Source organism: Thiomicrorhabdus hydrogeniphila, assembly GCF_054656895.1.
Genome location: NZ_BAAHXL010000001.1, coordinates 183,277 through 207,437 on the forward strand (window position 1 = coordinate 183,277; position 24,161 = coordinate 207,437).

The following is a 24,161-nucleotide window of genomic DNA, read 5'->3' on the forward strand; positions in this document are numbered from 1 at the left end:
AAAGTTCACAAAGAGTATCACACATGAATATGAGATCAGTTTGGTGGTTAGCGTTAGCCTTTACGTTAACTTGGATTTGGCTTGAATGGACTCAATTTACAGCCCATAAAACGCAGCAAACCTTAGAAACGAGTACCGCGCAAGAAGTACCTGTTGCAAGTGCAAATGCGGTTGCTTCAGCAAGTCATTCAAATTCTGATGTGCCTGCTGCACATACAGGTGGCGTGCAAAATGATGCCGTGCCTGTTACTCAAAATGGCATTGCTCAAGGACAGCGTATTCATGTTAAAACGGATACCTTAGATGTAATTATTGATACAGCTGGTGGTGATATTCGTGATGCAGACCTTTTAAAATACGGTGCAAGTGACGATCATTCAAAACCGTTTCAATTAATGTCTGATACCGGTTCTTTAGTTTATTACGCACAAAATGGTATTGCTACTCAGCCAGATTCTGAACTGCCAGCACCAACACACAAAAGTGTTTACCAAACAGCTAAAACTAATTATGTTATGACGGGCGATACTTTAACGGTTCCGTTAACTTGGTCTAAAGATGGTATTAAAGTTACTAAGACTTACACCTTTACCAAAGGTAAATACGTTATTGATTTAGGCTATAAAGTAGAAAATACCTCTCAAGAAACTTGGAAAGGTAGTCTTTATTCTCAAATTGTGCGTAATCAGTTTAACGCTGACGCAAGTATGATGATTCACTCATATACTGGGCCAGTTTTATACGATGGCAATGCCGAAGATAAATACGTTAAGCACTCATTCTCAGATTTAAACACGCAAGCCATTACAGGCCGTAATGTAACGGGTGGTTGGGCTGCGATGATTCAACACTATTTCTTAACAGCCATTATTCCTAACCAAGCTGCCCAAAATAGCTATTACGCCAAGCCTTTAGGTGATGATCGTTATGCGGTGGGTGTTCTTGAGCCATTAGCAACGGTTGCGCCAGGACAAACACAAGACTTAACATCAAAAATTTATATTGGGCCTGAGTCACAAGATAAGTTAGCGGCGATTGCGCCTGGTTTAGAGTTAACGATTGATTACGGTATTTTGACCGTTATTGCCGAACCTATTTTTTGGTTACTAGAAAAAATTCATAGTGTTGTGGGTAACTGGGGTGTGGCGATTATTTTATTAACACTTCTTATAAAAATATTGTTCTATAAACTATCTGAAACCAGCTACCGTTCTATGGCGAGAATGAAAAAATTCCAGCCTAAGCTAAAACAGCTTAAAGAGAACTACGGAGATGATAAAGCCGTCTTTCAGCAAAAAATGATGAAGCTGTATAAAGAAGAAAAAATTAACCCATTGGGTGGTTGTTTACCGATCTTTATTCAAATGCCTGTATTCATTGCTTTGTACTGGGTGCTTTTATACTCCGTTGAGATGCGTCAAGCACCGTTTATGCTGTGGATTCAAGATTTATCGGCACAAGATCCATATTACATATTGCCTGTCATTATGGGTATTACCATGTTCATTCAGCAAAAACTAAACCCATCGGCGATGATGGATGAGATGCAGCAGAAAGTGATGAAGTTATTACCATTCATTTTTACAATTTTCTTCTTGTTCTTCCCTGCAGGTTTGGTTCTTTACTGGGTAGTAAACAATATTCTTTCAGTCACACAACAGTGGTATATCACACGTAAGATTGAAGCTGGCGAAGAGAAATAGAGGGTATCATGCATTTAACATATCAAAAACTGGGTACAGATCACCCAATGTATGGCAAGGTAGAATCTTTAGTAGCAGATGGTACAAAACCCATTTGCTACAAAACTAAAGACGGTTACTTGCCTTTAGAAGATGGCGCGGCACCTGCGGTAGCAGCGACTAATCAAGCGGCGGATGTTAACACTAAGCCTCTTTATGTTTTGTCGTTTGCCATCAATGGCGAAAAAGAAGAGATGAATTTTACGTCTAAGAAAAAGCTAGATAAAACCATCGCACTTTTTTCAGAAAAAGAATATATTACTGACCTCAACACCACAACGTATAATATTGTGGCGTAGTTTACGTTTACGGCCAAGGCTAAAAACTGAACAAGTCATTAAAACGCCCTTTATTGGGCGTTTTTTTGTTTTGGTGATTTAAGACATTTGCACATTTTGATTGGATAGATTATGGAATTTGACAATATAGAAACGATTGCTGCTGTGGCCACTGCACCAGGTAGAGGTGGCGTGGGTATTGTGCGAGTGTCGGGCAAAAAAGCAGCAGATATTGCTCAAGCTATTTTGGGTAAAAAGCCTAAGCCTCGTTATGCGCATTATGGAGCTTTTTATGCTGAAGATGGCGCGGTTTTAGACCAAGGTATTGCTTTATACTTCCCTAATCCAAACTCTTTTACGGGAGAAGATGTGCTTGAACTTCAAGGCCATGGTGGTCCTGTAGTTTTGCAGTGGCTTTTAGCCAGAGTGGTTGAGCTAGGAGCGCGTTTAGCAGAGCCAGGCGAGTTTTCTAAACAAGCTTTTATGAACGATAAATTAGATTTGGCACAAGCGGAGGCCATTGCCGATTTAATCGAAGCCTCATCAGAGCAAGCGGCTAAATCTGCTTTACGTTCCCTACAAGGTGATTTTTCTCGTGAAGTAAATACCTTGGTAGAAGAGTTAACTCAATTGCGTATTTTTGTGGAAGCAGCGATTGATTTTCCGGAAGAAGAAATTGATTTTTTATCCGATGGTAAAGTCGCGGGGCAGTTACAGCATATTTTGGATCGTTTACATGCTGTTTTCGCCTCTGCTAAGCAGGGAGCGTTATTGCGTGAAGGTATGTCGGTAGTGATTTTAGGCCGTCCTAATGCGGGTAAATCGAGTTTGTTAAATGCCTTATCAGGTAAAGAAAGTGCCATAGTAACGGATATTGCAGGCACAACGCGTGACATTGTAAAAGAAGAAATTAATATTGATGGTATGCCATTGCATATTTTAGATACCGCTGGGGTTCGTGTGGCCACTGACCAAGTAGAGCAAATTGGTATTGAAAGAGCTTGGCAAGCGTTAGACAGTGCAGACCGAGTGTTGGTTATGTTGCAAGCGGGTGAGGCGATTCATGAAGAAGATCAAATTATTTTAGATAAGTTACCAGAGCATATTCCTGTGACTTTAGTTAGAAATAAAATTGACCTAATTGAACACCCACCAATGGTTGAAGTTGAAAAAGAAACGGGACGAACAGTGATATGGTTATCTGCTAAACATAAGTTAGGTTTAGATGCCTTACAGGAACATCTAAAAACCGAAATGGGTTATGCGCAAACCGAAGAAGGTGTTTTTATGGCCAGAAAACGACATTTAGACGCCTTGCAAACGGCTTTAGATTGGACAAAAAATGGTCAACATCAATTAGAAGCGTTTGCCGCGGGTGAGCTCTTGGCAGAAGATTTGCGTTTAGCGCAAGAATCCTTATCTGAAATAACAGGGCGTTTTACCTCAGATGATTTATTGGGTAGAATTTTTACCTCATTTTGCATTGGAAAATAGTAAGTGTATAACATGACTTTACATCAACGAATTTACAGTATTGTTGGTTTTATTGGTTTATTTATTGTTTCAGCGGCACAGGCACAAGATTCTACCGACCCTAACGCAAAATTTTGGCAAGCCCTAAAAGAGGGCGGTAAAGTGATTTTAATGCGCCATGCTGACATTGACCGTTCAATGGGGAGTTCTTTTATTTTAGACAGTTCTTGTTTTGAAGAAAGAAACTTAACTGAACTGGGACGTAAACAAGCTAAAGCGGTTAATGAACAATTTACCCAGCACCATGTAAAAATAGAACAAGTGCTTGCAAGCCCACACTGCCGTACGAAAGAAACAGCAAAACTTGCGTTTGGCCACTATAAAATTGAACCTTTATTACGTTTAACCAAAGCATTAACCGCTGATAAAGCAAATGAAAATATGGTTAAAATCAAAGAGATGATTGGTAATTATACAGGCCTGGGAAATCTTGTTTTGGTAACACACAGACCAAATGTTGGAGAACTTGCACTTATTCGTGTAGCTCCTGCTGAGTTGGTTGTATTACAACCCCTAGGCGATGGATTGTTTGATACTATTGCAAGAGCAAAGCTTGATTAATCAATTTTTAAATTTACAGGCCTGGTCGCTTTATTTAAGATGACCAAAAGTAACAGCAACTATTCACTTGAATAGATCACCTCAAAATTTGGTATGACGGTATTATTTATCTTATGCCTAGCTTAAAATAGCAGTAATTATTACATGTTGGAGAACACAATGTCAGTAACAAAAAATACGGTTAGTAATTTGGCTTTAGGGCTTTTAGTAACTGGGTTTGTAAGTAGTTTATTGACAGGGTGTAATAATGATGCAGAACAGCCTGCTAAGGTTGTGCCCGTTGTTAAAACCATAAAGATTGATGCCGCTTCGGCTCAACCTACTTGGTCATTGGTTGGAACGGTTTCGGCTCGTTACCAATCTAACTTAGCGTTTAGAGTAAATGGCAAAATAGAAAAACGCTTAATTAATGCCGGCGATAACGTTAAAGAAGGACAAACCCTTTTTACATTAGACCCTACAGATTATCAGTTAGCCGTGAATGTCGCTGCGGCCAATGTACGTTCAACTGAATCTGAGATTGAAAATGCTCAGCTTGAATTAAAACGCTACAAAAAAATGTTAGAACGTAATTTAATCTCTCAACAAACCATTGACCAAGCACAAACTCAATTAACCGTTTTACTTGAACGCTTAAAAGCTCAAAAACTTACGAAAACTCAAGCAGCTAATCAATTGCAATACACCACGTTAAAATCACCAGGCCAGGGTAAAATTTTAAGTGTTAACGCTCAAGAAGATGAGGTTGTGGCAACCGGTTATACCGTAGCTGTTTTGGCTCTAAAAGGTTCTAGAGAAGTAACGGTTGCCATTCCAGAAAACCGCCTACCAGGCCTACCAAAAATAGCTCAAGCCCAAGTGTTTGGTTCAGATAAAACGTATCCAATGGAATTACGTGAGATATCTGGTGAAGCGGACCCTGTTAGCCGTACTTGGAAAGCGAGTTATGCGTTTAAACCAAATGATGAAATGCAACAAAACGTATTAAATTCGTTAAGTTTAGGGCAAACAGCTAAGCTGATATTTGCTACAAATCATTCATTAATCAAAATACCTAATACAGCATTATATGAACAAGCTGATTTTGCATCTGTTTGGCAGGTAAAAGACGGTAAGGTTTTACGTGTACCTGTTAAAGTTAAAAGCCTGTCTAGTCGTTGGGCTTGGGTTGAAGGTGATTTTAGTGGTGTTAAAACCATAGTGAGTTTAGGTGCGCATCTGCTAAATGATGGTGAAGCGGTTAGGGAGTCAGCTGAATGAATCGTTTTAATGTTTCAGCCTACGCTGTTAAAGAACGATCGCTAACCTTATATTTTATTTTAATGATTGCGATTGCCGGAATTTATGCCTTTTTACACATGGGACGCGCAGAAGATCCAACGTTTAGCGTAAACACTATGGTGGTTTCTGCAGTATGGCCTGGAGCAAGTGCCTTAGAGATACAAAATCAAGTTGCCGACCCGCTTGAAAAACAACTAGAGCAAGTTCAATACTTTGACAAAGTAGAAACCAAATCACGCGCCGGCCGTGTTGATATGTTGGTTAGCTTTTCAGATAAAACCCCTCCAGGTATGTCAACCGAACTGTATTATCAAGTTCGTAAACGTTTGGGTGATGAGGCAATGAGCTTGCCTTCTGGTGTACAGGGGCCATTTTTTAATGATGACTTTGATGATGTTTATTTCACGTTATATAGTTTTACGGCTAAAGGTTGGCCGCAAGAGAAATTAGTGCGTGAAGCGGATAAGATGCAAATAGCGCTTCGGCATGTAAGTGGCGTTAAAAAAGTTAATCTTATTGGTGAACGTGATGAAAAAATCTTTATTGATATAGACGAAGAACGTGCCGCACAACTCGGTTTAAGCTTACAGTCACTTACTCAAGCAATTAATGGACAATTATCCATTACGGATTCAGGGTTTATTGAAACGAATGGTCCAAGATTATATATAAGAACGGGCCAAGGGCTCGATACCCAAAAAGACGCTGTTGAACAAATTAAACATTTGCCCCTCATTATTGGTGGCAAGCAAGTATTTGTTCAAGATATTGCAAAAGTCTCTCGTGGATATGAAAACCCACCAACCTATTTGGTAAGAGATAAAGGGCAAGATACAATTTTGCTAGGTGTTGTTATGGCATCTGGTACAGATGGTTTAGAACTAGAGAAAAACCTAAAATCATTTGAAGAACAATACAACAAACAGTTACCTCTTGGTATTAAAGTAGATAAACTGACGAATCAGGCAAATGCCATTAACGCGGCGGTAAGTACATTTCAAGTAAAGTTTGTTACCGCCTTATTTGTGGTATTAATTGTCAGTTTAATAGCCCTTGGACTTAGAGCTGGACTTATTGTGGCGTTGGCAGTACCTCTGACTTTAGCCATGACATTTTTGTTTATGTTTATTGATGGTCTTAATTTTGACCGAATTACCTTGGGCGCGTTAATTTTGTCTTTAGGTTTATTGGTGGATGATGCCATTATTGCCATTGAAATGATGCTGGTAAAAATGGAAGAAGGCATGGATAAGGCTAAAGCAGCAGCCTATTCTTGGAGTGTAACAGCTGCGCCAATGCTGGTTGGTACTTTGGTTACCGTGGCAGGGTTTTTACCCATTGGTTTGGCCAATTCGCGAGTGGGTGAATATGCCGGTAATATCTTTTGGGTATTAGGTATATCACTTATTGCCTCGTGGATAGTGGCGGTTTACTTTACGCCATATTTAGGGGTTAAGCTTTTACCAGAAAAGCTGAAACACAACCCTAATAAACAAGATCCATACGACACCCGTTTTTACCGAGCATTACGCAACTTAATTACTTTTTGTGTTCGCAGAAAATTTATTGTTGTGCTCTTAACCGTCGTTATTTTTGTACTGGCCGTGGTTGGTATGAATAAATTGGTGGTTAAACAGTTCTTTCCAAGTTCTGACAGACCTGAATTGATGGTAGATATCTCTTTACCAGAAGGTACAGGAATTAATGTTACCAATGAAGTGACCAAAAAAGTAGAAGCCGTAATTAACCAGTATGATGAAGTTAAGTCACTGTCTTCTTATGTGGGTCGTGGTGCACCACGCTTCTTTTTAGCACTTAACCCTGAACTGACTAATCCTTCTTTTGCCAAAATAGTGGTAGTGACACAAGGTAAAGACGAGCGTGAAGCGCTACAAGCCAAATTGCGTAAGCTGGTTAACGAAGGTAAGTTTCCAGAAGCCAGAGTTCGTGTTCATCCATTATTATTTGGACCGCCTGTTACCTGGCCTGTAAGTTTTAGAGTCGTTGGTCCTGACCCTAAAGAATTACGAACCGTCGCTGAAGAACTTAGAGTACTTATTGCTAAACAAAGCTTTGCGGTTGACCCCCATTTAGAATGGGGTGCGCGTGTACCAACGTTGCATCTTGATATGAACAAAGCGCGTTTAGCTCAATTAGGTTTAACTAGCCAAGAGGTTGCTCAGCAACTACAGGCACAATTACAAGGTGTCACTGCGGCTCAAGTGGGCGAAAATATTAGAACCGTTAACGTTATGATTCGTGCCAATAAAACAGACCGCATAGAAGTATCTGAATTGGGTAGCTTAATGATCAAGACAGCAAATGGCACAACCTTGCCAATTGAACAATTAGGCAATATTAACGTTAAATATGAAGACCCTCTTTTAGAACGTAGAAATAGAGAATTATATCTATCTGTAAATAGTGAGCTAATCCCTGGTATTCAACCTCCTGTTGCTTCTGGAATTATTGAAAAACAGATGCAGCCTATTATTGATAAATTGCCATTAGGTTATCGTATTGATGTAGGTGGCTCAGTAGAAGAGTCTGCCAAAGCACAAGATTCCATTAAAGTATTAGTGCCACTCATGATATTGGCTATGACATTATTAATTATGTTATTGGTTAAATCGTTTAGCACTATGTTTATGGTGTTGATTACTGCACCACTGGGTTTGATTGGTGCTGTGCTAGCTTTGGTGTTGTTTAACCAACCATTTGGCTTTGTAGCCAACTTAGGATTACTTGGTTTGGCAGGTATCTTAATGCGTAATACATTAATCTTAACAGGGCAAATCAATGATCATCTAGAACAAGGCTATTCACAGTCTGAAGCTGTTATAGATGCAACCGTACGCAGAGCGCGCCCAGTATTATTAACGGCTATTGCCGCTATGCTTGCCTTTATTCCATTAACCCATTCAACCTTTTGGGGGCCAATGGCGTATGTACTGATTGGTGGAATTGGCGTAGGTACTTTATTAACTATTCTCTTTTTGCCCGCGTTATATTCAGTGTGGAATAGAATTAAGGTAAATTAGTGTCTTATCCTATACCTACCGAACAAACGGTTGCAGAAATTGAAATAAAAAAGAGCCGTTTTATTGCCTATGCGAAAGGCATTCAAACCCGAGCAGAGGGTATGGCTTGGCTTGAAGAAATTAAAGCCCAGTACCCAGATGCAAGGCATCATTGCTGGGCCTATTTAATTGGAAACCCATCTTGCGCCGCGAATGCAGGGATGGGTGATGATGGTGAACCATCAGGTACAGCAGGCAAACCAATATTAAACGTGCTTAACCACAAAGGCATTGGCGACGTTATGATCATTGTCGTGCGGTATTTTGGCGGCATAAAACTGGGCGCCGGTGGCTTAACGCGTGCTTACGGTCAAGCTGCTCAAGCGGTAATGGAAATATTACCCACTGAGCAACAAATTGAGATGGATACAATTACCGTCACTTGTGATTTTGCCTTGGAACAATCAGTTCGACATTGGGTCAGTTTAGCGCAAGGACATATTGAACAAATAGACTACTCACAACAAGTACAAATGCAACTTGTTGTGCCTACAATAGAGTCAAAATCGGTTATTCAGCAGCTTGAAGCTCATCAATGCCAGTTTAAACATTGATTTAATCATCATTAATTCACTCATTGCCTAATTGAATTCACAAATTACCAGGCCTGGTAATTTACTCATTGTTTTATTTACCTTTAATTTTAAACATCTACTCTTTTGTAAAGACGTTATCTTTAATCAAATTTATTCATTTTTTACGTAAATTTCTTTAGGTATATAATAAAAGTGAGACAAGTGTTCTCTTAAATTTTTATAGCAAAGGAGTGTGTTATGTATAGACAGATGATTAAAGGTGTATTTGTTGCTGGATTGTTAACATTATCTCTGCCGGTTATGGCAAATGAAGTTGATCCTATTTATGGTAGCCAGCTAATGACTCAGCAAGAAAGACAAGAACACCAAGCTCAGATGCGAGCCGCTAAAACGCCTGAAGAAAAACAACAGTTGCGTCAAGTGCATCACCAAAAAATGCAGTTACGTGCTAAACAAAAAGGTATTGTTTTACCAGATCAGCCACCTGCTAAACGTGGTTATATGCATCAACAAGATCGTCCTGGCATGGGAAAAATGCAAAACGATCAATAGTGTTATAGGTTATCAAGCCATTTGTGTATGTTTAGTTATTCTTATTAAGAACATCTGTAACTCTACTGCTCTTTGGCTTGATTTACTCTTATCCTAAATGGTGTTTTTTAATAATTTCAATTTGGTCAAGATAGTCGTTTTGAGCAATAGGACCCGCACCAAGCTTATCTAAGTTTTTTTCAGGATTATTTAAAAGAGTGTGAAAGGTTCCAACAACACTTTCGGCAAGTGGTTTTAGTTTGTAACCACCGCCTAAAGTAAAACTTACTCTGCCATTGCAAAGTTGGTTGGCAGAATTAATACATTTATCCACTAATTGGTTAAACCCTTTTACAGTCACTTCATGGCGTGCTAAAGGGTCTTGCCAGTGCGCATCGTAGCCAGCAAACACAATAATGTGTTCAGGTTGAAACTCAACCAGTTTTGGGTGAATAACTTGATCATAGACACCTAAATAAGCATTGTCACCCGCTCCAGTATTAAATGGGCAGTTTACTATTGTGCCTTTTGCATCATCATTGCCTGTAAATTCTAATGCACCTGTTAATGGCCAGTAAGGATGCTGATGAATAGAAATGGCCATTATAGAAGGATCGTTGGCCGTAAGATCTTGTGTGCCGTTACCGTGATGTACGTCAAAGTCAATAATCGCTATTTTTTTCACACCACGTTCATTCTGTAATGCTCTAGCGGCAATAACGTCACTATTAAATATACAAAACCCCATGGCTCTATTCTCAAGAGCATGGTGTCCTGGAGGTCTTAAGAGTGCAAAGCCGGTATCAACTTCTCTATCGTATACCGCTAAATTTAAATTGATATTACTACCAGCGGCCATTTTAGCGGCATCAAAGGTGTATTTATTAATGTAGGTATCTTGTTTGTATTCATCAAAAAAAGATTCTTCATCATCACTTAAAATTTCTATCTCATCAATATAGCCTTGGGAATGAGCGAGTAGTAATTCTTCATTAACCGCAAAACGTCCTTTTACAGGGGTAAGTTGTTTCCATAGGTTGGCTTCAGTTAACGCATTGTCTATAGCAATAAGCCGTTTAGCATTTTCAGGATGGTCAACTCTATTATGCTTAAAGAAAAGTTGATCAAGTACCACTCCAACTTTTTTAGAATCAGTAGGAGTATGGTCATTAGCTAACAGGGAACCTGATACGGAACTTGCTGCCAATAGTGATGAGGCCTTTAGAATAAATTCTCTACGAGATTGCTGAGACATGTTTATTACCTACCCTATTTAATTTAGTTGGTCATAGGTAGGGTATCGTTCTATTGAGAATGATTCAAACTAGAAATGTTTATTTATGCATTGCTAAATTAAATTTTTTACGTAAATAGTTGTAATTTGTTATTCTGATTGGATAAATTTTATTTGGAGTAGTTAACGGTGGTTAACGAAGTTGAATACCAAAGTTTCAGGCAAGCTTTAGAAAAAACAAAAACCATTACAATCGGTAATATTGTCGCAATATCTCTAGTTGCGATTGTTATATATCTTGAAATTGAGTCTGTTTCCATTCTTTATTGGGCTGGTTTTATGTTGGTTCAACAATTCGTTCGGCAGCTTGTGGCAAATTTTTTTTTAAAGAGAAATAAGGCCTGTGATGAACAAATGCTTAGGGATAAATATCGATACCTATTCTTTATCGCTATTTCTGCATTAGGATGGGGGGCGCTAGGGCCTCTATATGTTCTTACCGAATCCAGTGATGTTGTCATGATGTTTACCATTATTTTTACCATTGGTATCCTGGCAGCAACTATCTTTTCTTTAGCTACAATTTCACTTTACTTGTATACCTTTACGGCACTTCTTGCTTTGCCTGTTATTTATTCATTTATAAGCATTGGCCATTATTCAGAAGCATTTATTATTATTGTTTTCACCTTTTTTACCGTTCAGTCTAGCTATGACGTTAGAAAATCGGTAATGAATAACTTAGAACTCAACTATAAAAATACTAATCTCATTTCAGATTTAAAAGAACTCAATAAGTTAAAGGGTGAGTTCATGGCGAATATGTCCCATGAGATTCGTACTCCAATGAACGCAATTATCGGATTTATTCAAATCCTATTAAGCAATGAGACCGACAAAGAAAAAATTCAACATTTGCATACCATATCTAATTCGGGAAATGATCTATTGCAAATAATCGATGATATTTTAGATTTTAGTAAAATTGAAAGTAATCAACTTCATATAGAAAAGATAGCCTTTGATCCGGTAGAGCGAATTAATCAATCCATTAATTTGTTTAAAGTGCCAGCAAAAAACAAATCTATTAAACTGATTTTTAACACTGATGGAGAAATCCCACATAAAGTATTAAGTGACCCTACCCGAATTACTCAGATTGTTAATAATTTAATATCAAATGCCATTAAATTCTCTGGAAACCATAAAGATATATTTATTACATTAAGTTATGACTTAGCCTCTGAACAATTAACGCTTTCAGTAAAAGATCAAGGTATTGGAATAGAGAAGGATAAAATAAATAAAATATTTGAACCCTTTATTCAAGCAGATTCGTCAACGACCAGAGAGTATGGTGGTACAGGACTGGGCTTATCAATATGTACAGGGTTAACCAAAACATTGGGTGGGGTAATAAATGTAAACAGTGAAGTAGGTAAGGGAAGTAACTTTACAATAATCATCCCTGCCCAAATCTCTAAAATTGAAAATAAAAAAGTACCGGTAGAAAAAGATCAAAAAGGCTTACAAGGTCACGTACTGATTGTTGAAGATAATAAAACAAATCAATTACTCATTATTAAGCTTCTTGAAAGAATAGGACTGTCTATTGAGCTAGCAAATGATGGGCAAGAAGCGGTCGAGCTATACCTACCTAACAAATACGATCTCATTCTTATGGATGAAAACATGCCTAACCTGAGTGGAATTGAAGCAACAATAAAAATAAGAGAGAATGAAACCAGTCTTAAAAGCACAAAAACGCCCATTGTTGCATTAACAGCAAATACGTTTGCTGCAGATAAGGAACGTTTTATCAAGGCAGGTATAGACGAATTTTTATCAAAGCCCATTAATGTGCCACTTCTATATGCCACTTTAGATACCTATCTAAATAATAAAAGCCACAATAAATAACAAAATAGATTAATAATGTGAATAACTCTGTGGATAAGTAGTGGGTAAGATGGGGTTAAAAGGATATTTTAATAAAAACGTAAAAAAAGTATAAAAAAGTGAATAAAAGGGTTGCGTTGTTTGTGGAAATGACTAGAATACGCACCTGTTCCAACGCAGACACAGAAAACGACCTACTTAGTAGGAAGAAAGAAGTGGTTGAGAACACCGCCAAATAACGGCGTGTTAAGCACAACGTTATTTAAGTTGAGAAGAAAACGAGTTGAAAATAATTTAAAATAAATTGTTGACAACGAATTAGAAAACAACTTATAATGGGCGGCTTACCGAGAAGGAAAAGCAAGCGACTGAGTCGCCTTGTTTAGTCTTCTCGAAGAGACCTAAGTTCTTTAAAAATCAGGTAATTCAGAGATAATTTATGTGGAAACTCCTTGAGTGAGTAACCAAATAAAAAATCTCGATTTTTGACAAATTATGTATTTGGTAATAAATAATTTATTATTTATTTATCATGTTCACTTTGTCAATTCCGAGTGTTTATTTCCAGAGATGGAATTAAAATATATCAGCAAGATTAAACTGAAGAGTTTGATCCTGGCTCAGAATGAACGCTGGCGGTAGGCTTAACACATGCAAGTCGGACGGAAACGATAGAGAAACTTGTTTTTCTAGGCGTCGAGTGGCGGACGGGTGAGTAACGCGTGGGAATCTACCCTATAGTTGGGGACAACATATGGAAACGTATGCTAATACCGAATATGCTCTACGGAGTAAAGGTGCCCTCTCCTTGGAAGGTATCGCTATAGGATGAGCCCGCGTGAGATTAGCTAGTTGGTAAGGTAATGGCTTACCAAGGCAACGATCTCTAGCTGGTTTGAGAGGATGATCAGCCACACTGGGACTGAGACACGGCCCAGACTCCTACGGGAGGCAGCAGTGGGGAATATTGCACAATGAGCGAAAGCTTGATGCAGCCATACCGCGTGTGTGAAGAAGGCCCGAGGGTTGTAAAGCACTTTCAATTGTGAGGAAGATAGTATAGTTAATACCTATATTGTTTGACGTTAACTTTAGAAGAAGCACCGGCTAACTCTGTGCCAGCAGCCGCGGTAATACAGAGGGTGCAAGCGTTATTCGGAATTACTGGGCGTAAAGCGCGCGTAGGCGGATTATTAAGTCAGTTGTGAAAGCCCTGGGCTCAACCTGGGAACTGCATCTGATACTGGTAGTCTAGAGTTTAAGAGAGGGAAGTGGAATTCCAGGTGTAGCAGTGAAATGCGTAGATATCTGGAGGAACATCAGTGGCGAAGGCGACTTCCTGGCTTAAAACTGACGCTGAGGTGCGAAAGCGTGGGTAGCGAACGGGATTAGATACCCCGGTAGTCCACGCCGTAAACGATGTCAACTAGTTGTTGGTCTTATTAAAAAGATTAGTAACGAAGCTAACGCGATAAGTTGACCGCCTGGGGAGTACGGTCGCAAGATTAAAACTCAAAGGAATTGACGGGGGCCCGCACAAGCGGTGGAGCATGTGGTTTAATTCGATGCAACGCGAAGAACCTTACCATCCCTTGACATACCAAGAAGTTACTAGAGATAGTTTCGTGCCTTCGGGAGCTTGGATACAGGTGCTGCATGGCTGTCGTCAGCTCGTGTCGTGAGATGTTGGGTTAAGTCCCGCAACGAGCGCAACCCTTATCATTAGTTGCTACCATTTAGTTGAGAACTCTAATGAGACTGCCGGTGATAAACCGGAGGAAGGCGGGGACGACGTCAAGTCATCATGGCCCTTATGGGATGGGCTACACACGTGCTACAATGGGGGGTACAAAGAGCAGCCAACTGGCAACAGTGCGCGAATCTCAAAAAACCCTTCGTAGTCCGGATTGGAGTCTGCAACTCGACTCCATGAAGTCGGAATCGCTAGTAATCGCGAATCAGAATGTCGCGGTGAATACGTTCCCGGGCCTTGTACACACCGCCCGTCACACCATGGGAGTGGATTGCAAAAGAAGTAGGTAGCTTAACCTTCGGGAGGGCGCTTACCACTTTGTGGTTCATGACTGGGGTGAAGTCGTAACAAGGTAGCCCTAGCGGAAGCTGGGGCTGGATCACCTCCTTTAAGATAAAGATGGTTACGAGCTTAAGTGAGTTTTCACATAAATTGTCTCTGAATTACATGAAATTAACTGGGGCTATAGCTCAGCTGGGAGAGCGCCTGCCTTGCACGCAGGAGGTCTGCGGTTCGATCCCGCATAGCTCCACCAAATTCTACTTAATTAGATTTTATCTGATTAGATATTAGATTTGGGTCTGTAGCTCAGTTGGTTAGAGCGCACCCCTGATAAGGGTGAGGTCGGTGGTTCAAATCCACCCAGACCCACCAATTTTTGTTGATCTTGAATCTTTTTACTTGCTCATTTGCTCATCGCAAACTTCGCAACTAAAAACATCCAACCTCAATCAAAAATAGAAAGTGCAAAAAAAACAAACATGCGTTTCACTCTCAATACGTTTTAAAGTAAAAACTTTAGAATTTATTTACAGTGGAAAACACTGAAAGTTCTTTAACAATTTGGAATAGATCTCTCGATTGAGGTTTTAAATACAAGCTCTACTTATTGAGTAATCAATAAGCATTGTAGTTGGTCTAAAAACTCAATCAATGAGAAGCTCACCTCTCAGCCGACAATTTGAGAGGTGAGTGTGGTAAGTATCCCTTCCAGGTGCTTACCACGCAAAACTGGATAGTTTTTAAGCTTAGGCTTAGAAATTATCAAGTATAGGTAAAATATATAATTGAGAATACTCAAGCGTATATCATGACAGCGAAAACGAACGAGTCATGTCGTTCGTTTTAAAACTTTTAGTTACGTACACTCATCAGACCTTATACACAGAAGCATGTTCAATAAATCGTATAGCTACCAGAGCATGTGGAGTGAACAAAAGGCATAAGGTTATTTTTGAGTTGTATAGTTAAGTGACTAAGCGTACACGGTGGATGCCTAGGCAGAAGAAGGCGATGAAGGACGTAGTAACTTGCGATAAGCCAGGGGGAGTCAGTAAACATACTTTGATCCCTGGATTTCCGAATGGGAAAACCCATCCATTTATGGATATCCTGCTTGCAGGAGGCTAACCCGGGGAACTGAAACATCTAAGTACCCGGAGGAAAAGAAATCAACCGAGATTCCCTAAGTAGCGGCGAGCGAACGGGGACCAGCCCTTAAGCTGGTATAAGAATAGTAGAATGGTCTGGAAAGTCCAACGATACAAGGTGATAGTCCTGTATGCGAAATTCTTTTATCAGTGAAATCGAGTAGGACGGGACACGAGAAATCCTGTTTGAACATGGGGGGACCACCCTCCAAGGCTAAATACTCTCTTCTGACCGATAGTGAACCAGTACCGTGAGGGAAAGGCGAAAAGAACCCCTGAAGGGGAGTGAAATAGAACCTGAAACCGTGTACGTACAAGCAGTAGGAGCAGACTTGTTCTGTGACTGCGTACCTTTTGTATAATGGGTCAGCGACTTACATTATGTAGCGAGATTAACCGAATAGGGGAGTCGTAGGGAAACCGAGTCTTAAATGGGCGAATAGTTGCATGGTGTAGACCCGAAACCGGGCGATCTATCCATGGCCAGGTTGAAGGTGCCGTAACAGGTACTGGAGGACCGAACCCACGTATGTTGAAAAATGCGGGGATGAGCTGTGGATCGGAGTGAAAGGCTAATCAAGCCCGGAGATAGCTGGTTCTCCTCGAAAACTATTTAGGTAGTGCCTCATGTATCACTGTTGGGGGTAGAGCACTGTTATGGTCTAGCGGTCCGTCAAGGATTAGCAGCCCATTGCAAACTCCGAATACCAACAAGTGCAATCATGGGAGACAGACTGCGGGTGCTAACGTCCGTAGTCAAGAGGGAAACAACCCAGACCGCCATCTAAGGTCCCTAAATATTACTAAGTGGGAAAGGATGTGGGAAGGCTCAGACAGTCAGGAGGTTGGCTTAGAAGCAGCCACCCTTTAAAGAAAGCGTAATAGCTCACTGATCGAGTCGGCCTGCGCCGAAGATTTAACGGGGCTAAGTAATATACCGAAGATGCGGATGCCGTAAGGCATGGTAGAGGAGCGTCGTGTAAGCCTGCGAAGGGGCATTGTAAAGTGTCCTGGAGGTATCACGAGTGCGAATGCTGACATGAGTAGCGATAAAGGGAGTGAAAAGCTCCCTCGCCGAAAGACCAAGGTTTCCTACGCAACGTTAATCGACGTAGGGTTAGTCGACCCCTAAGACGAGGCCGAGAGGCGTAGTCGATGGGAAGCAGGTTAATATTCCTGCACTTTTTATTACTGCGATGGAGGGACGGAGTAGGCTAGATCAGCTTGGCGATGGTTGTCCAAGTTTAAGCAAGTAGGCAGAGAGTTTAGGTAAATCCGGACTTTTAATGCTGAGATGTGATGACGAGTCCTCTTTTGGACGAAGTGATTGATGCCATGCTTCCAAGAAAAGCTTCTAAGCTTCAGGTAATAAAGAATCGTACCCCAAACCAACACAGGTGGTCAGGATGAGAATTCTAAGGCGCTTGAGAGAACTCGGGTGAAGGAACTAGGCAAAATGGTACCGTAACTTCGGGAGAAGGTACGCCCTCTTAGGTTAAGGACTTGCTCCGTAAGCTCTAGAGGGTTGCAATAAAATGGTGGCTGCAACTGTTTACTAAAAACATAGCACTGTGCAAAATCGAAAGATGACGTATACGGTGTGACGCCTGCCCGGTGCCGGAAGGTTAATTGATGGGGTTAGCTTATGCGAAGCTCTTGATCGAAGCCCCGGTAAACGGCGGCCGTAACTATAACGGTCCTAAGGTAGCGAAATTCCTTGTCGGGTAAGTTCCGACCTGCACGAATGGCGTAATGATGGCCACACTGTCTCCACCCGAGACTCAGCGAAATTGAAATCGCAGTTAAGATGCTGCGTACCCGCGGCTAGACGGAAAGACCCCGTGAACCTTTACTACAGCTTTGCACTGGACTTTGATACTATCTGTGTAGGATAGGTGGGAGGCTTTGAAACTTTAACGCCAGTTAGAGTGGAGCCAATCTTGAAATACCACCCTGATATTATTGAGGTTCTAACCTAGGCCAGTGAATCCTGGTCAGGGACAGTGTATGGTGGGTAGTTTGACTGGGGCGGTCTCCTCCTAAAGAGTAACGGAGGAGCGCGAAGGTACCCTCAGCACGGTCGGACATCGTGCAATGAGCGCAAGAGTAAAAGGGTGCTTGACTGCGAGACTGACACGTCGAGCAGGTGCGAAAGCAGGTTCTAGTGATCCGGTGGTTCTGTGTGGAAGGGCCATCGCTCAACGGATAAAAGGTACTCCGGGGATAACAGGCTGATACCGCCCAAGAGTTCATATCGACGGCGGTGTTTGGCACCTCGATGTCGGCTCATCACATCCTGGGGCTGAAGTCGGTCCCAAGGGTATGGCTGTTCGCCATTTAAAGTGGTACGCGAGCTGGGTTTAGAACGTCGTGAGACAGTTCGGTCCCTATCTGCCGTGGGCGTTGGAAATTTGAGGGAGGCTGCTCCTAGTACGAGAGGACCGGAGTGGACGAACCGCTGGTGTTCGGGTTGTTATGCCAATAGCATTGCCCGGTAGCTACGTTCGGAAAGGATAACCGCTGAAAGCATCTAAGCGGGAAACCTGTCCCAAGATTAGATTTCCCTAGACTATAAGTCTTCTGAAGGGCCGTTAAAGACTATGACGTTGATAGGCAAGGTGTGGAAGTGCAGTAATGTATGAAGCTAACTTGTACTAATTACCCGTGAGGCTTAACTATACAACTCAAAAGTAACTTTTGTAAAAGTGAAGAAGAGAACGTAACTAAGAGTTTAAAGTAGTTATGGTATACCTTGAGTATTCAAGAATATATATGAAACCAAATTAAAGTAAGGCTGAGAAATCAGGTTTATGAATAGACGATCTATTCCAAAGAATTTTACGAGGTTGATACCAATCAGCCCGTAACACCAAATTGCTTGGTGACAATAGCAAGATGGAACCACCTGATCCCTTTCCGAACTCAGAAGTGAAACGTCTTAGCGCCGATGGTAGTGTGGGAGGTCCCATGTGAGAGTAGGTCATTGCCAAGCTTATATTCTAAAAACCCGTTATATCCTAGATATAGCGGGTTTTTTTTTGCCTTTAATTCTTCATAAGGGATTATGATATCTTTTATATTTTAGGTGTTTGAAGATGCGTAATTCGTAGTTTGTTTACTTATTGAGTACAATATTAAAATTTTATAGGAGTTGGTATGGGTTCTGAAGTGACGGTTAAATCAAGTAATGTTATGACGGTGATAAATAAAGTTCCTTGGATGCTTTTTATCATTGGTTTTTTAATTGTTGCTGAATACTTACAACTTAGTTTACAAGGTACTGTTGGCTATGTTTTTATTACCATAGCAGTGATTGTTTTGTTTATTGAGATGTTTAAGTCTGGTGACGTGAGTGCTTTAGCTTTTTTACTTGATCAGTTTTGGGCTGTATTGACTTTAATTTTAGCGACGGGTTTATTGACGTACTTGTGGTTTGTTGAAGGTAAGGAACCCACTTTTTTTCATTGGATAGGATTTGCTATTATTGTCGCGGACTCTTTATTGAATCCATTTAATTCATACCGTACAGCTTTACGTAATTTTGATGTGGCGGGATAGATTTATGAAATTTACAAACGGCACCGCTGATAACAGTTTATTAGGTAAGGAATCGCCTTACTGTGGTGTATATAATCCTAATTTATTATTTCCAATTCCTCGTCAAGAAAAACGAGATGAACTAAATATTAATAAAGGCAACTTACCTTTTGTTGGTTTAGATATTTGGACGGCATATGAGGTGTCTTGGCTCAATGCTAAAGGTAAACCCATCGTTGCCATTGCTGAGTTTGCAATTCCTGCAGAGAGTGAATTTTTAATAGAATCTAAATCCTTTAAGCTTTATCTTAATTCTTTTAATGGTACACGTTTTAACACACCTGAAGAGGTTGTAGATTTATGGGTTACTGATCTTTCTTCTGCTTGTGGTGATGAGGTTTCTGTAGATTTAAGAACCTTAGATTTTGATGAATCTTTACTTGCTCAACTGCCTGGTACAAACTTAGATTCTATTGATATTGAGATAACTGAGTATACAATTAATAATACATTGCTAAAACTGGCTGACGACCCTCAGAATATTTCTGAAACACTGAATAGCCATTTATTAAAATCAAATTGTCTCGTGACTGGCCAGCCAGATTGGGGATCAGTTGTTATACGCTATGAAGGTTTGGCGATTGATCATGAATCACTATTAAGATATTTAATCTCTTTTAGAGAGCATAATGAGTTCCATGAACAGTGTGTTGAGCGCATTTATACTGATATTATGAATATTTGCGCACCAGACAAACTAACGGTATATGCTCGGTATGTTAGGCGCGGTGGTTTGGATATAAACCCTTATCGCTCTAATTTTGAAGAAGAGTTTGATATATCTAGAACACTACGCCAATAAGATGTTATTAAAAATTATGAATAAAATCGTTGGCTTGTTTGGTTATGAATGGGTTATAGATTCTTCAATAATTAAACCCGAAAGGCATATTGGTGTTGAAGATGAAGGTTGGGATGATATTTATGACAACAACCCTAAATATAAATTAAAAAAACAAACCAAGCCTGGTAAATTCAAATGATGGATTTTTTTAAATTTAATATTCTCATTAGTATTGAAGTTTTAATTGTATTTTATTATTTAGGGGCTATTGTTTTACCTTTGGGCATTTACTGGTTTATGCTTTGGCTTAAAAAGCTTTTAGTACAAAAAGTTGAAGGTATGCAATCTGTTATTGATGCAGGCACGCATGTAGTCTCTAATGTAGTAAGCACCTCTACTAAAATAAAATGGTTTGTTTTATTTTTAGTGTCATTTATTTTTGCCGAACTATTTTGGCGTTTGTTATTTGAGTTTTTAATCGCATTTATGCAAATGAGAGATGCGTTAGTTTTGCATTAACGTGAATCTTAAAGGAATCTACTTTGTCTAATCACGATGTTATTGATATCAAAAATACATTAAAAGCTCAGCAGTTATTAAACTCTTTTGATTTAAATCTCGCGCGCTTAATAAAGCAAGGGCCGGATGATAATGAAGAAGAGGCGGGTACTATTGATCTATTATCAGAATGGTTAGAAGAAGCCATTGAAAATGGCACTCATCCACAGGAACTACAAGAAAGAGCTAATCAACTTGCTCAATTTGCTTTTAGTAGAGGGTATTCTCAACATGAAGTTGAAGAGTTACTTACTATGCGTCCGAATCCAAATGGTAAACGGCCACAGTAAACCATAGCCGTTTTTATATTCACGTAAATTTACCAGGCCTGGTAAATCTAAAACTTTCAGTTATTCAATATGGCCAACATCACCCAATATATGATTTATTTGTTTTAAATCGGGACGATAGCTTTCTGGAGCATCTTGAAGATCTCCATTACTCAATGAACCCGAACAAGTAAGACGCATTACATTAGGTTGAGTGCTAGACGTAAGATTTAAATGTACTAAATCCATAGTTTCTTGTCGTTCAGTAGTGCTATCGGCAAGGTTTATTGGCGTAATTAATGGCATGTCAGACTGTACTTGCGCATAATCATTCATGGCTAACTGGATTTGTTTGCTTTTATTTTGAGCAATCATCTCCTCGTCAATTTCAATAGAGCTAATCTTAAAACTTTCAGGATGAATAATTTGTTGCTTGTCACTTAAGTTTTTTACTTCTAAACGACAATGTTGTTCTCTATGGTTAAATCCACCGCTGCCTAGTCGTTGGCCATTTTGTATATAAGAGCGAGCAGAATCCGCGGCAATCGTTAATGGTTTATTTAAAATAAAACGTTGGTTAGTATTTAAATCGTCATATTCTTTCATTGTTAAACTAAAACAAGCCGTTAATGATAAAAATATACCCACAATAATTGCATAGAGTGCATATTGAAACTTCATATAATCTCCTTTTACCAGGCCTGGTAAAATACTTTTAACTAAAATGTGCCGCGAATACTAAATGAGGGTAAAAAAGGTAGTCCATACACTTTTTCTACTTCTGTATAGTCTGAATTATACAAGTAACCTAAGACATTCTGTCTGACTAAAGCATTAATATTGATAAGCTCAAAACGTGTTGTTAAGTTTAAATCTTGGTATCTCCAGTTTCGTTCCATAGACACATCAAGCCTAAAATAAAAGGGGAGTCTTGAATTATTTGTAGATTCATAATTGGGTACCCAGTAAGTTGTTACGCCATCAGGTAAGGTTTCTATGTGTTTGGCAATCACTTTGGTATAAGGTTGACCTGTACTGGCATTTACTTTTGTACCCCAACGCCACTTATTCCAACTGCCTGTCATAGGTTGGTTCCATACTGCACTTAAGGTATGTGTTTGGTCACCATCAAAAGGGCGAGATGACTCACCAGGCAAATCGGTACGCCTTGAGTCTGAGTAAGCGTAACTAATCCAGCCAAAAGCTCCGTTTTTATATTCACGTTTTGCAAGCACATCAAACCCTTTCGCTTCACCTTTTGCTTGATTGGTATAGTGATCAATAAGGCTGGTTGAAATTAAGTCTATCATCGGTTTTTGATACACTTCAGCTTGCACAGTCCATTTTGGTGATAATTTGTATTTTAGGCCTAAAATACGGTGCTCTGCTTGTCTGAAAGATAAGTTTGGATTGCCCAAAGCGGTAGTGAGCTGATTAAAGTCTGGCTTTTGCACAAACTTTCCCCACTTCAGGTTAAATAACAGCCTATTAGACAACTTATAATCTAAAGCTAACCTTGGAGATAGAGCATTGAGTTGATGATGTTCAATTGAAACATGACTGTTACGGAGACCAAGTGTTAATCTTAGTTTGTCGGTTATGTCCCTTTTATATTCAATGTAGGGTGATATTTCTGAACCATTAATGGTTTCATTGAGTGACGCTTTATTTAAACGAGTCAGATTGCAATCTACGGAACCTTCTTGGCACTCTTGATACCAGTAACCATTAAACTTATAAGCGTATGAATAAGCGTCTATTCCCATCTTAACAACAAAATGATTGCCTGCTAGGTAGTTCCACTGTGGAAGTAAAAACCAGTTTTGACCATCAATGTTTTTACTAAAGGGCTTATTAGGGCTAGGGTCACTGCTTAATTGTGTACCAATATAACGATGAGATTGGTTACTAAGTAAACCAAAACGTATTTGTTGTTGCCAATCTTGATTTAAATATTGCTGCCAGTTAAGCGAGTAGGTTGAAAAACCGTAATCTCCTCCTAGGTTACCAGCAATGGCGGGATCTTTAATAATGTCGCCATCATTGTCTATATTTAGAGTAAGTTGGTCTTGTGAGCTTATAACACTAAAATCGATAAATCCATTTTTTAGCCTATGATGCAGTTTGGCTTGTATATCCCAAAATTGAGGAAATTGAGTATAGTGAATATCACTATTACCTAACGTTCCTGTTGGTGGTAACAAAAGATCAAAGTAACTTCGTCTAATGGCAAAGTAAGCGCTCGTATTGGTTGTTAACGGTCCTTCTATTCGGTAAGAGCTATCATAAAACCCTAACTGTAAGCTTTGCTCGGTTTTATCAAGGTTAGGTGTTCTGGTGGTAATATTAATGGCTCCGCCTAATTTATCACCAAATTCAACGCCAAAACCACCTTGGTAAGTATCAAGTTCGGCTAATATATCTGGATTGATAACAGAATATAAACCTCCTAGATGAAACGCATAACCTATGGGAACCCCGTCTACCCATAAAGCATTATCGTTACTGTCGCTACCTCGTACATAAAACCCATTATTTAACCCAGCACCTGAACTTGAATAGGCGTTAACCACACCAGGTAGAGTGCTGAGTGTTTTTAAGGGGTCACCTTGGGTTCCTGCAACTTGGTTAATTTCTTGTATTTGTAATGTGATGTCTGGGTGAGATTTTTGTAACGGAGGCAGTATGTCAGTATTTTGAAACTTTGCCGCATCGGAATAGATATCAATGTTTTTCATTTTTGTCGAAACAGCGGCGTTCACTGTTTGTGTGCAGATAAGCAATGCACAAACAGTACTCAATTTTTTTATTGTTGAAACCATAAAGCCCCCTAAAGAAAAACGAAAGTTCGTTTTTAAGACTAATACCGATATTCCGATTAAATATCTATAAGCAATATATGCCCCAACAGCTACGTTTAACTTCGTACAATGATTAAATTTAAGCACATTGTGCCAACAAATGACATGGAAATTAAATCAATAACCAAATTACCAGGCCTGGTAAATAAGAATTTGCTACAAACTTTGTTTTTTAGAGGCATTTGAAGATACGCAAAATGTTGATTCGTATGCTAAAATATCTGGCTATTTAAG

General features: G+C 39.6%; 17 protein-coding genes, 2 tRNA genes and 3 rRNA genes. 19 read left to right on the plus strand and 3 right to left on the minus strand.

Annotated features, from left to right (window positions below):
• Window positions 1–23 precede the first annotated feature (23 nt).
• The 8 genes from yidC (at window position 24) to ACYQ0E_RS00760 (ending at window position 9,563) form a co-directional block, all read left to right on the plus strand.
• Window positions 24–1,703, plus strand: a complete 1,680-nt coding sequence (gene yidC / locus ACYQ0E_RS00725) for a membrane protein insertase YidC (RefSeq protein ID WP_460186353.1) — start codon at window positions 24–26, stop codon at window positions 1,701–1,703.
• A gap of 8 nt (window positions 1,704–1,711) precedes the next feature.
• The gene (locus ACYQ0E_RS00730) at window positions 1,712–2,041 is read left to right on the plus strand and encodes a hypothetical protein (RefSeq protein WP_460186354.1); all 330 of its coding nucleotides are present in this window, start codon (window positions 1,712–1,714) and stop codon (window positions 2,039–2,041) included.
• A 111-nt stretch (window positions 2,042–2,152) separates the two neighbouring features.
• Window positions 2,153–3,514: a tRNA uridine-5-carboxymethylaminomethyl(34) synthesis GTPase MnmE gene (gene mnmE / locus ACYQ0E_RS00735; RefSeq protein ID WP_460186355.1), complete on the plus strand. Its 1,362-nt coding sequence runs from the start codon at window positions 2,153–2,155 to the stop codon at window positions 3,512–3,514.
• A 12-nt stretch (window positions 3,515–3,526) separates the two neighbouring features.
• Window positions 3,527–4,114, plus strand: coding sequence for a histidine phosphatase family protein (locus ACYQ0E_RS00740; protein ID WP_460186356.1), 588 nt, complete (start codon window positions 3,527–3,529; stop codon window positions 4,112–4,114).
• 159 nt (window positions 4,115–4,273) lie between these two features.
• The gene (locus ACYQ0E_RS00745; protein ID WP_460186357.1) at window positions 4,274–5,374 is read left to right on the plus strand and encodes an efflux RND transporter periplasmic adaptor subunit; all 1,101 of its coding nucleotides are present in this window, start codon (window positions 4,274–4,276) and stop codon (window positions 5,372–5,374) included.
• Entirely contained in the window at window positions 5,371–8,436 is a 3,066-nt protein-coding gene (locus tag ACYQ0E_RS00750; RefSeq protein ID WP_460186358.1) for an efflux RND transporter permease subunit, read from the plus strand. The genes ACYQ0E_RS00745 and ACYQ0E_RS00750 overlap by 4 nt, the downstream gene beginning before the upstream one ends.
• Window positions 8,436–9,029 (plus strand): YigZ family protein, encoded by a 594-nt coding sequence (locus ACYQ0E_RS00755; RefSeq protein WP_460186359.1) that lies wholly within the window; start codon window positions 8,436–8,438, stop codon window positions 9,027–9,029. Before ACYQ0E_RS00750 ends, ACYQ0E_RS00755 begins: the two co-directional genes overlap by 1 nt.
• 219 nt (window positions 9,030–9,248) lie before the next feature.
• Entirely contained in the window at window positions 9,249–9,563 is a 315-nt protein-coding gene (locus ACYQ0E_RS00760) for a hypothetical protein (RefSeq protein WP_460186360.1), read from the plus strand.
• Window positions 9,564–9,651: 88 nt separating this feature from the next.
• Here the strand turns inward: ACYQ0E_RS00760 and ACYQ0E_RS00765 are convergent, their stop codons facing one another.
• Window positions 9,652–10,797 carry a histone deacetylase family protein gene (locus ACYQ0E_RS00765; protein ID WP_460186361.1) on the minus strand — a complete coding sequence of 382 codons (1,146 nt, stop codon included), beginning with the start codon at window positions 10,795–10,797 and terminating at the stop codon, window positions 9,652–9,654.
• A gap of 168 nt (window positions 10,798–10,965) precedes the next feature.
• On the opposite strand from ACYQ0E_RS00765, the gene ACYQ0E_RS00770 reads away from it, so the two are divergent.
• The 11 genes from ACYQ0E_RS00770 to ACYQ0E_RS00820 all read left to right on the plus strand — a co-directional run bounded on the left by ACYQ0E_RS00770 (window position 10,966) and on the right by ACYQ0E_RS00820 (window position 21,087).
• Entirely contained in the window at window positions 10,966–12,696 is a 1,731-nt protein-coding gene (locus tag ACYQ0E_RS00770) for an ATP-binding protein (RefSeq protein WP_460186362.1), read from the plus strand.
• A gap of 576 nt (window positions 12,697–13,272) precedes the next feature.
• Window positions 13,273–14,818 (plus strand): 16S ribosomal RNA (locus ACYQ0E_RS00775).
• A 69-nt stretch (window positions 14,819–14,887) separates the two neighbouring features.
• A tRNA-Ala gene (locus tag ACYQ0E_RS00780) sits at window positions 14,888–14,963 on the plus strand.
• 42 nt (window positions 14,964–15,005) lie between these two features.
• Window positions 15,006–15,082 (plus strand) — tRNA-Ile (locus ACYQ0E_RS00785).
• A gap of 591 nt (window positions 15,083–15,673) precedes the next feature.
• Window positions 15,674–18,537: ribosomal RNA gene (locus tag ACYQ0E_RS00790) — 23S ribosomal RNA — on the plus strand.
• Window positions 18,538–18,735: 198 nt separating this feature from the next.
• A 5S ribosomal RNA gene (rrf, locus tag ACYQ0E_RS00795) occupies window positions 18,736–18,850 on the plus strand.
• The 16S, 23S and 5S rRNA genes sit together here with 2 tRNA genes alongside, the layout of an rRNA operon.
• Before the next feature lie 164 nt (window positions 18,851–19,014).
• Window positions 19,015–19,416 (plus strand): hypothetical protein, encoded by a 402-nt coding sequence (locus tag ACYQ0E_RS00800; RefSeq protein ID WP_460186363.1) that lies wholly within the window; start codon window positions 19,015–19,017, stop codon window positions 19,414–19,416.
• 4 nt (window positions 19,417–19,420) lie between these two features.
• Window positions 19,421–20,257, plus strand: coding sequence for an NADPH-dependent 7-cyano-7-deazaguanine reductase QueF (gene queF, locus ACYQ0E_RS00805; protein WP_460186364.1), 837 nt, complete (start codon window positions 19,421–19,423; stop codon window positions 20,255–20,257).
• A gap of 16 nt (window positions 20,258–20,273) precedes the next feature.
• Window positions 20,274–20,438, plus strand: a complete 165-nt coding sequence (locus tag ACYQ0E_RS00810; protein WP_460186365.1) for a hypothetical protein — start codon at window positions 20,274–20,276, stop codon at window positions 20,436–20,438.
• The gene (locus ACYQ0E_RS00815) at window positions 20,435–20,758 is read left to right on the plus strand and encodes a DUF4282 domain-containing protein (protein WP_460186366.1); all 324 of its coding nucleotides are present in this window, start codon (window positions 20,435–20,437) and stop codon (window positions 20,756–20,758) included. Before ACYQ0E_RS00810 ends, ACYQ0E_RS00815 begins: the two co-directional genes overlap by 4 nt.
• Window positions 20,759–20,781: 23 nt before the next feature.
• On the plus strand, window positions 20,782–21,087 hold the full coding sequence (locus ACYQ0E_RS00820) for a hypothetical protein (protein ID WP_460186367.1): 306 nt from the start codon (window positions 20,782–20,784) through the stop codon (window positions 21,085–21,087).
• 60 nt (window positions 21,088–21,147) lie between these two features.
• Here ACYQ0E_RS00820 and ACYQ0E_RS00825 read toward each other — a convergent pair whose 3' ends face one another.
• Window positions 21,148–21,747, minus strand: coding sequence for a hypothetical protein (locus ACYQ0E_RS00825; protein WP_460186368.1), 600 nt, complete (start codon window positions 21,745–21,747; stop codon window positions 21,148–21,150).
• Window positions 21,748–21,785: 38 nt separating this feature from the next.
• Window positions 21,786–23,888: a TonB-dependent receptor plug domain-containing protein gene (locus ACYQ0E_RS00830; protein WP_460186369.1), complete on the minus strand. Its 2,103-nt coding sequence runs from the start codon at window positions 23,886–23,888 to the stop codon at window positions 21,786–21,788.
• Between the last annotated feature and the right edge of the window lie 273 nt (window positions 23,889–24,161).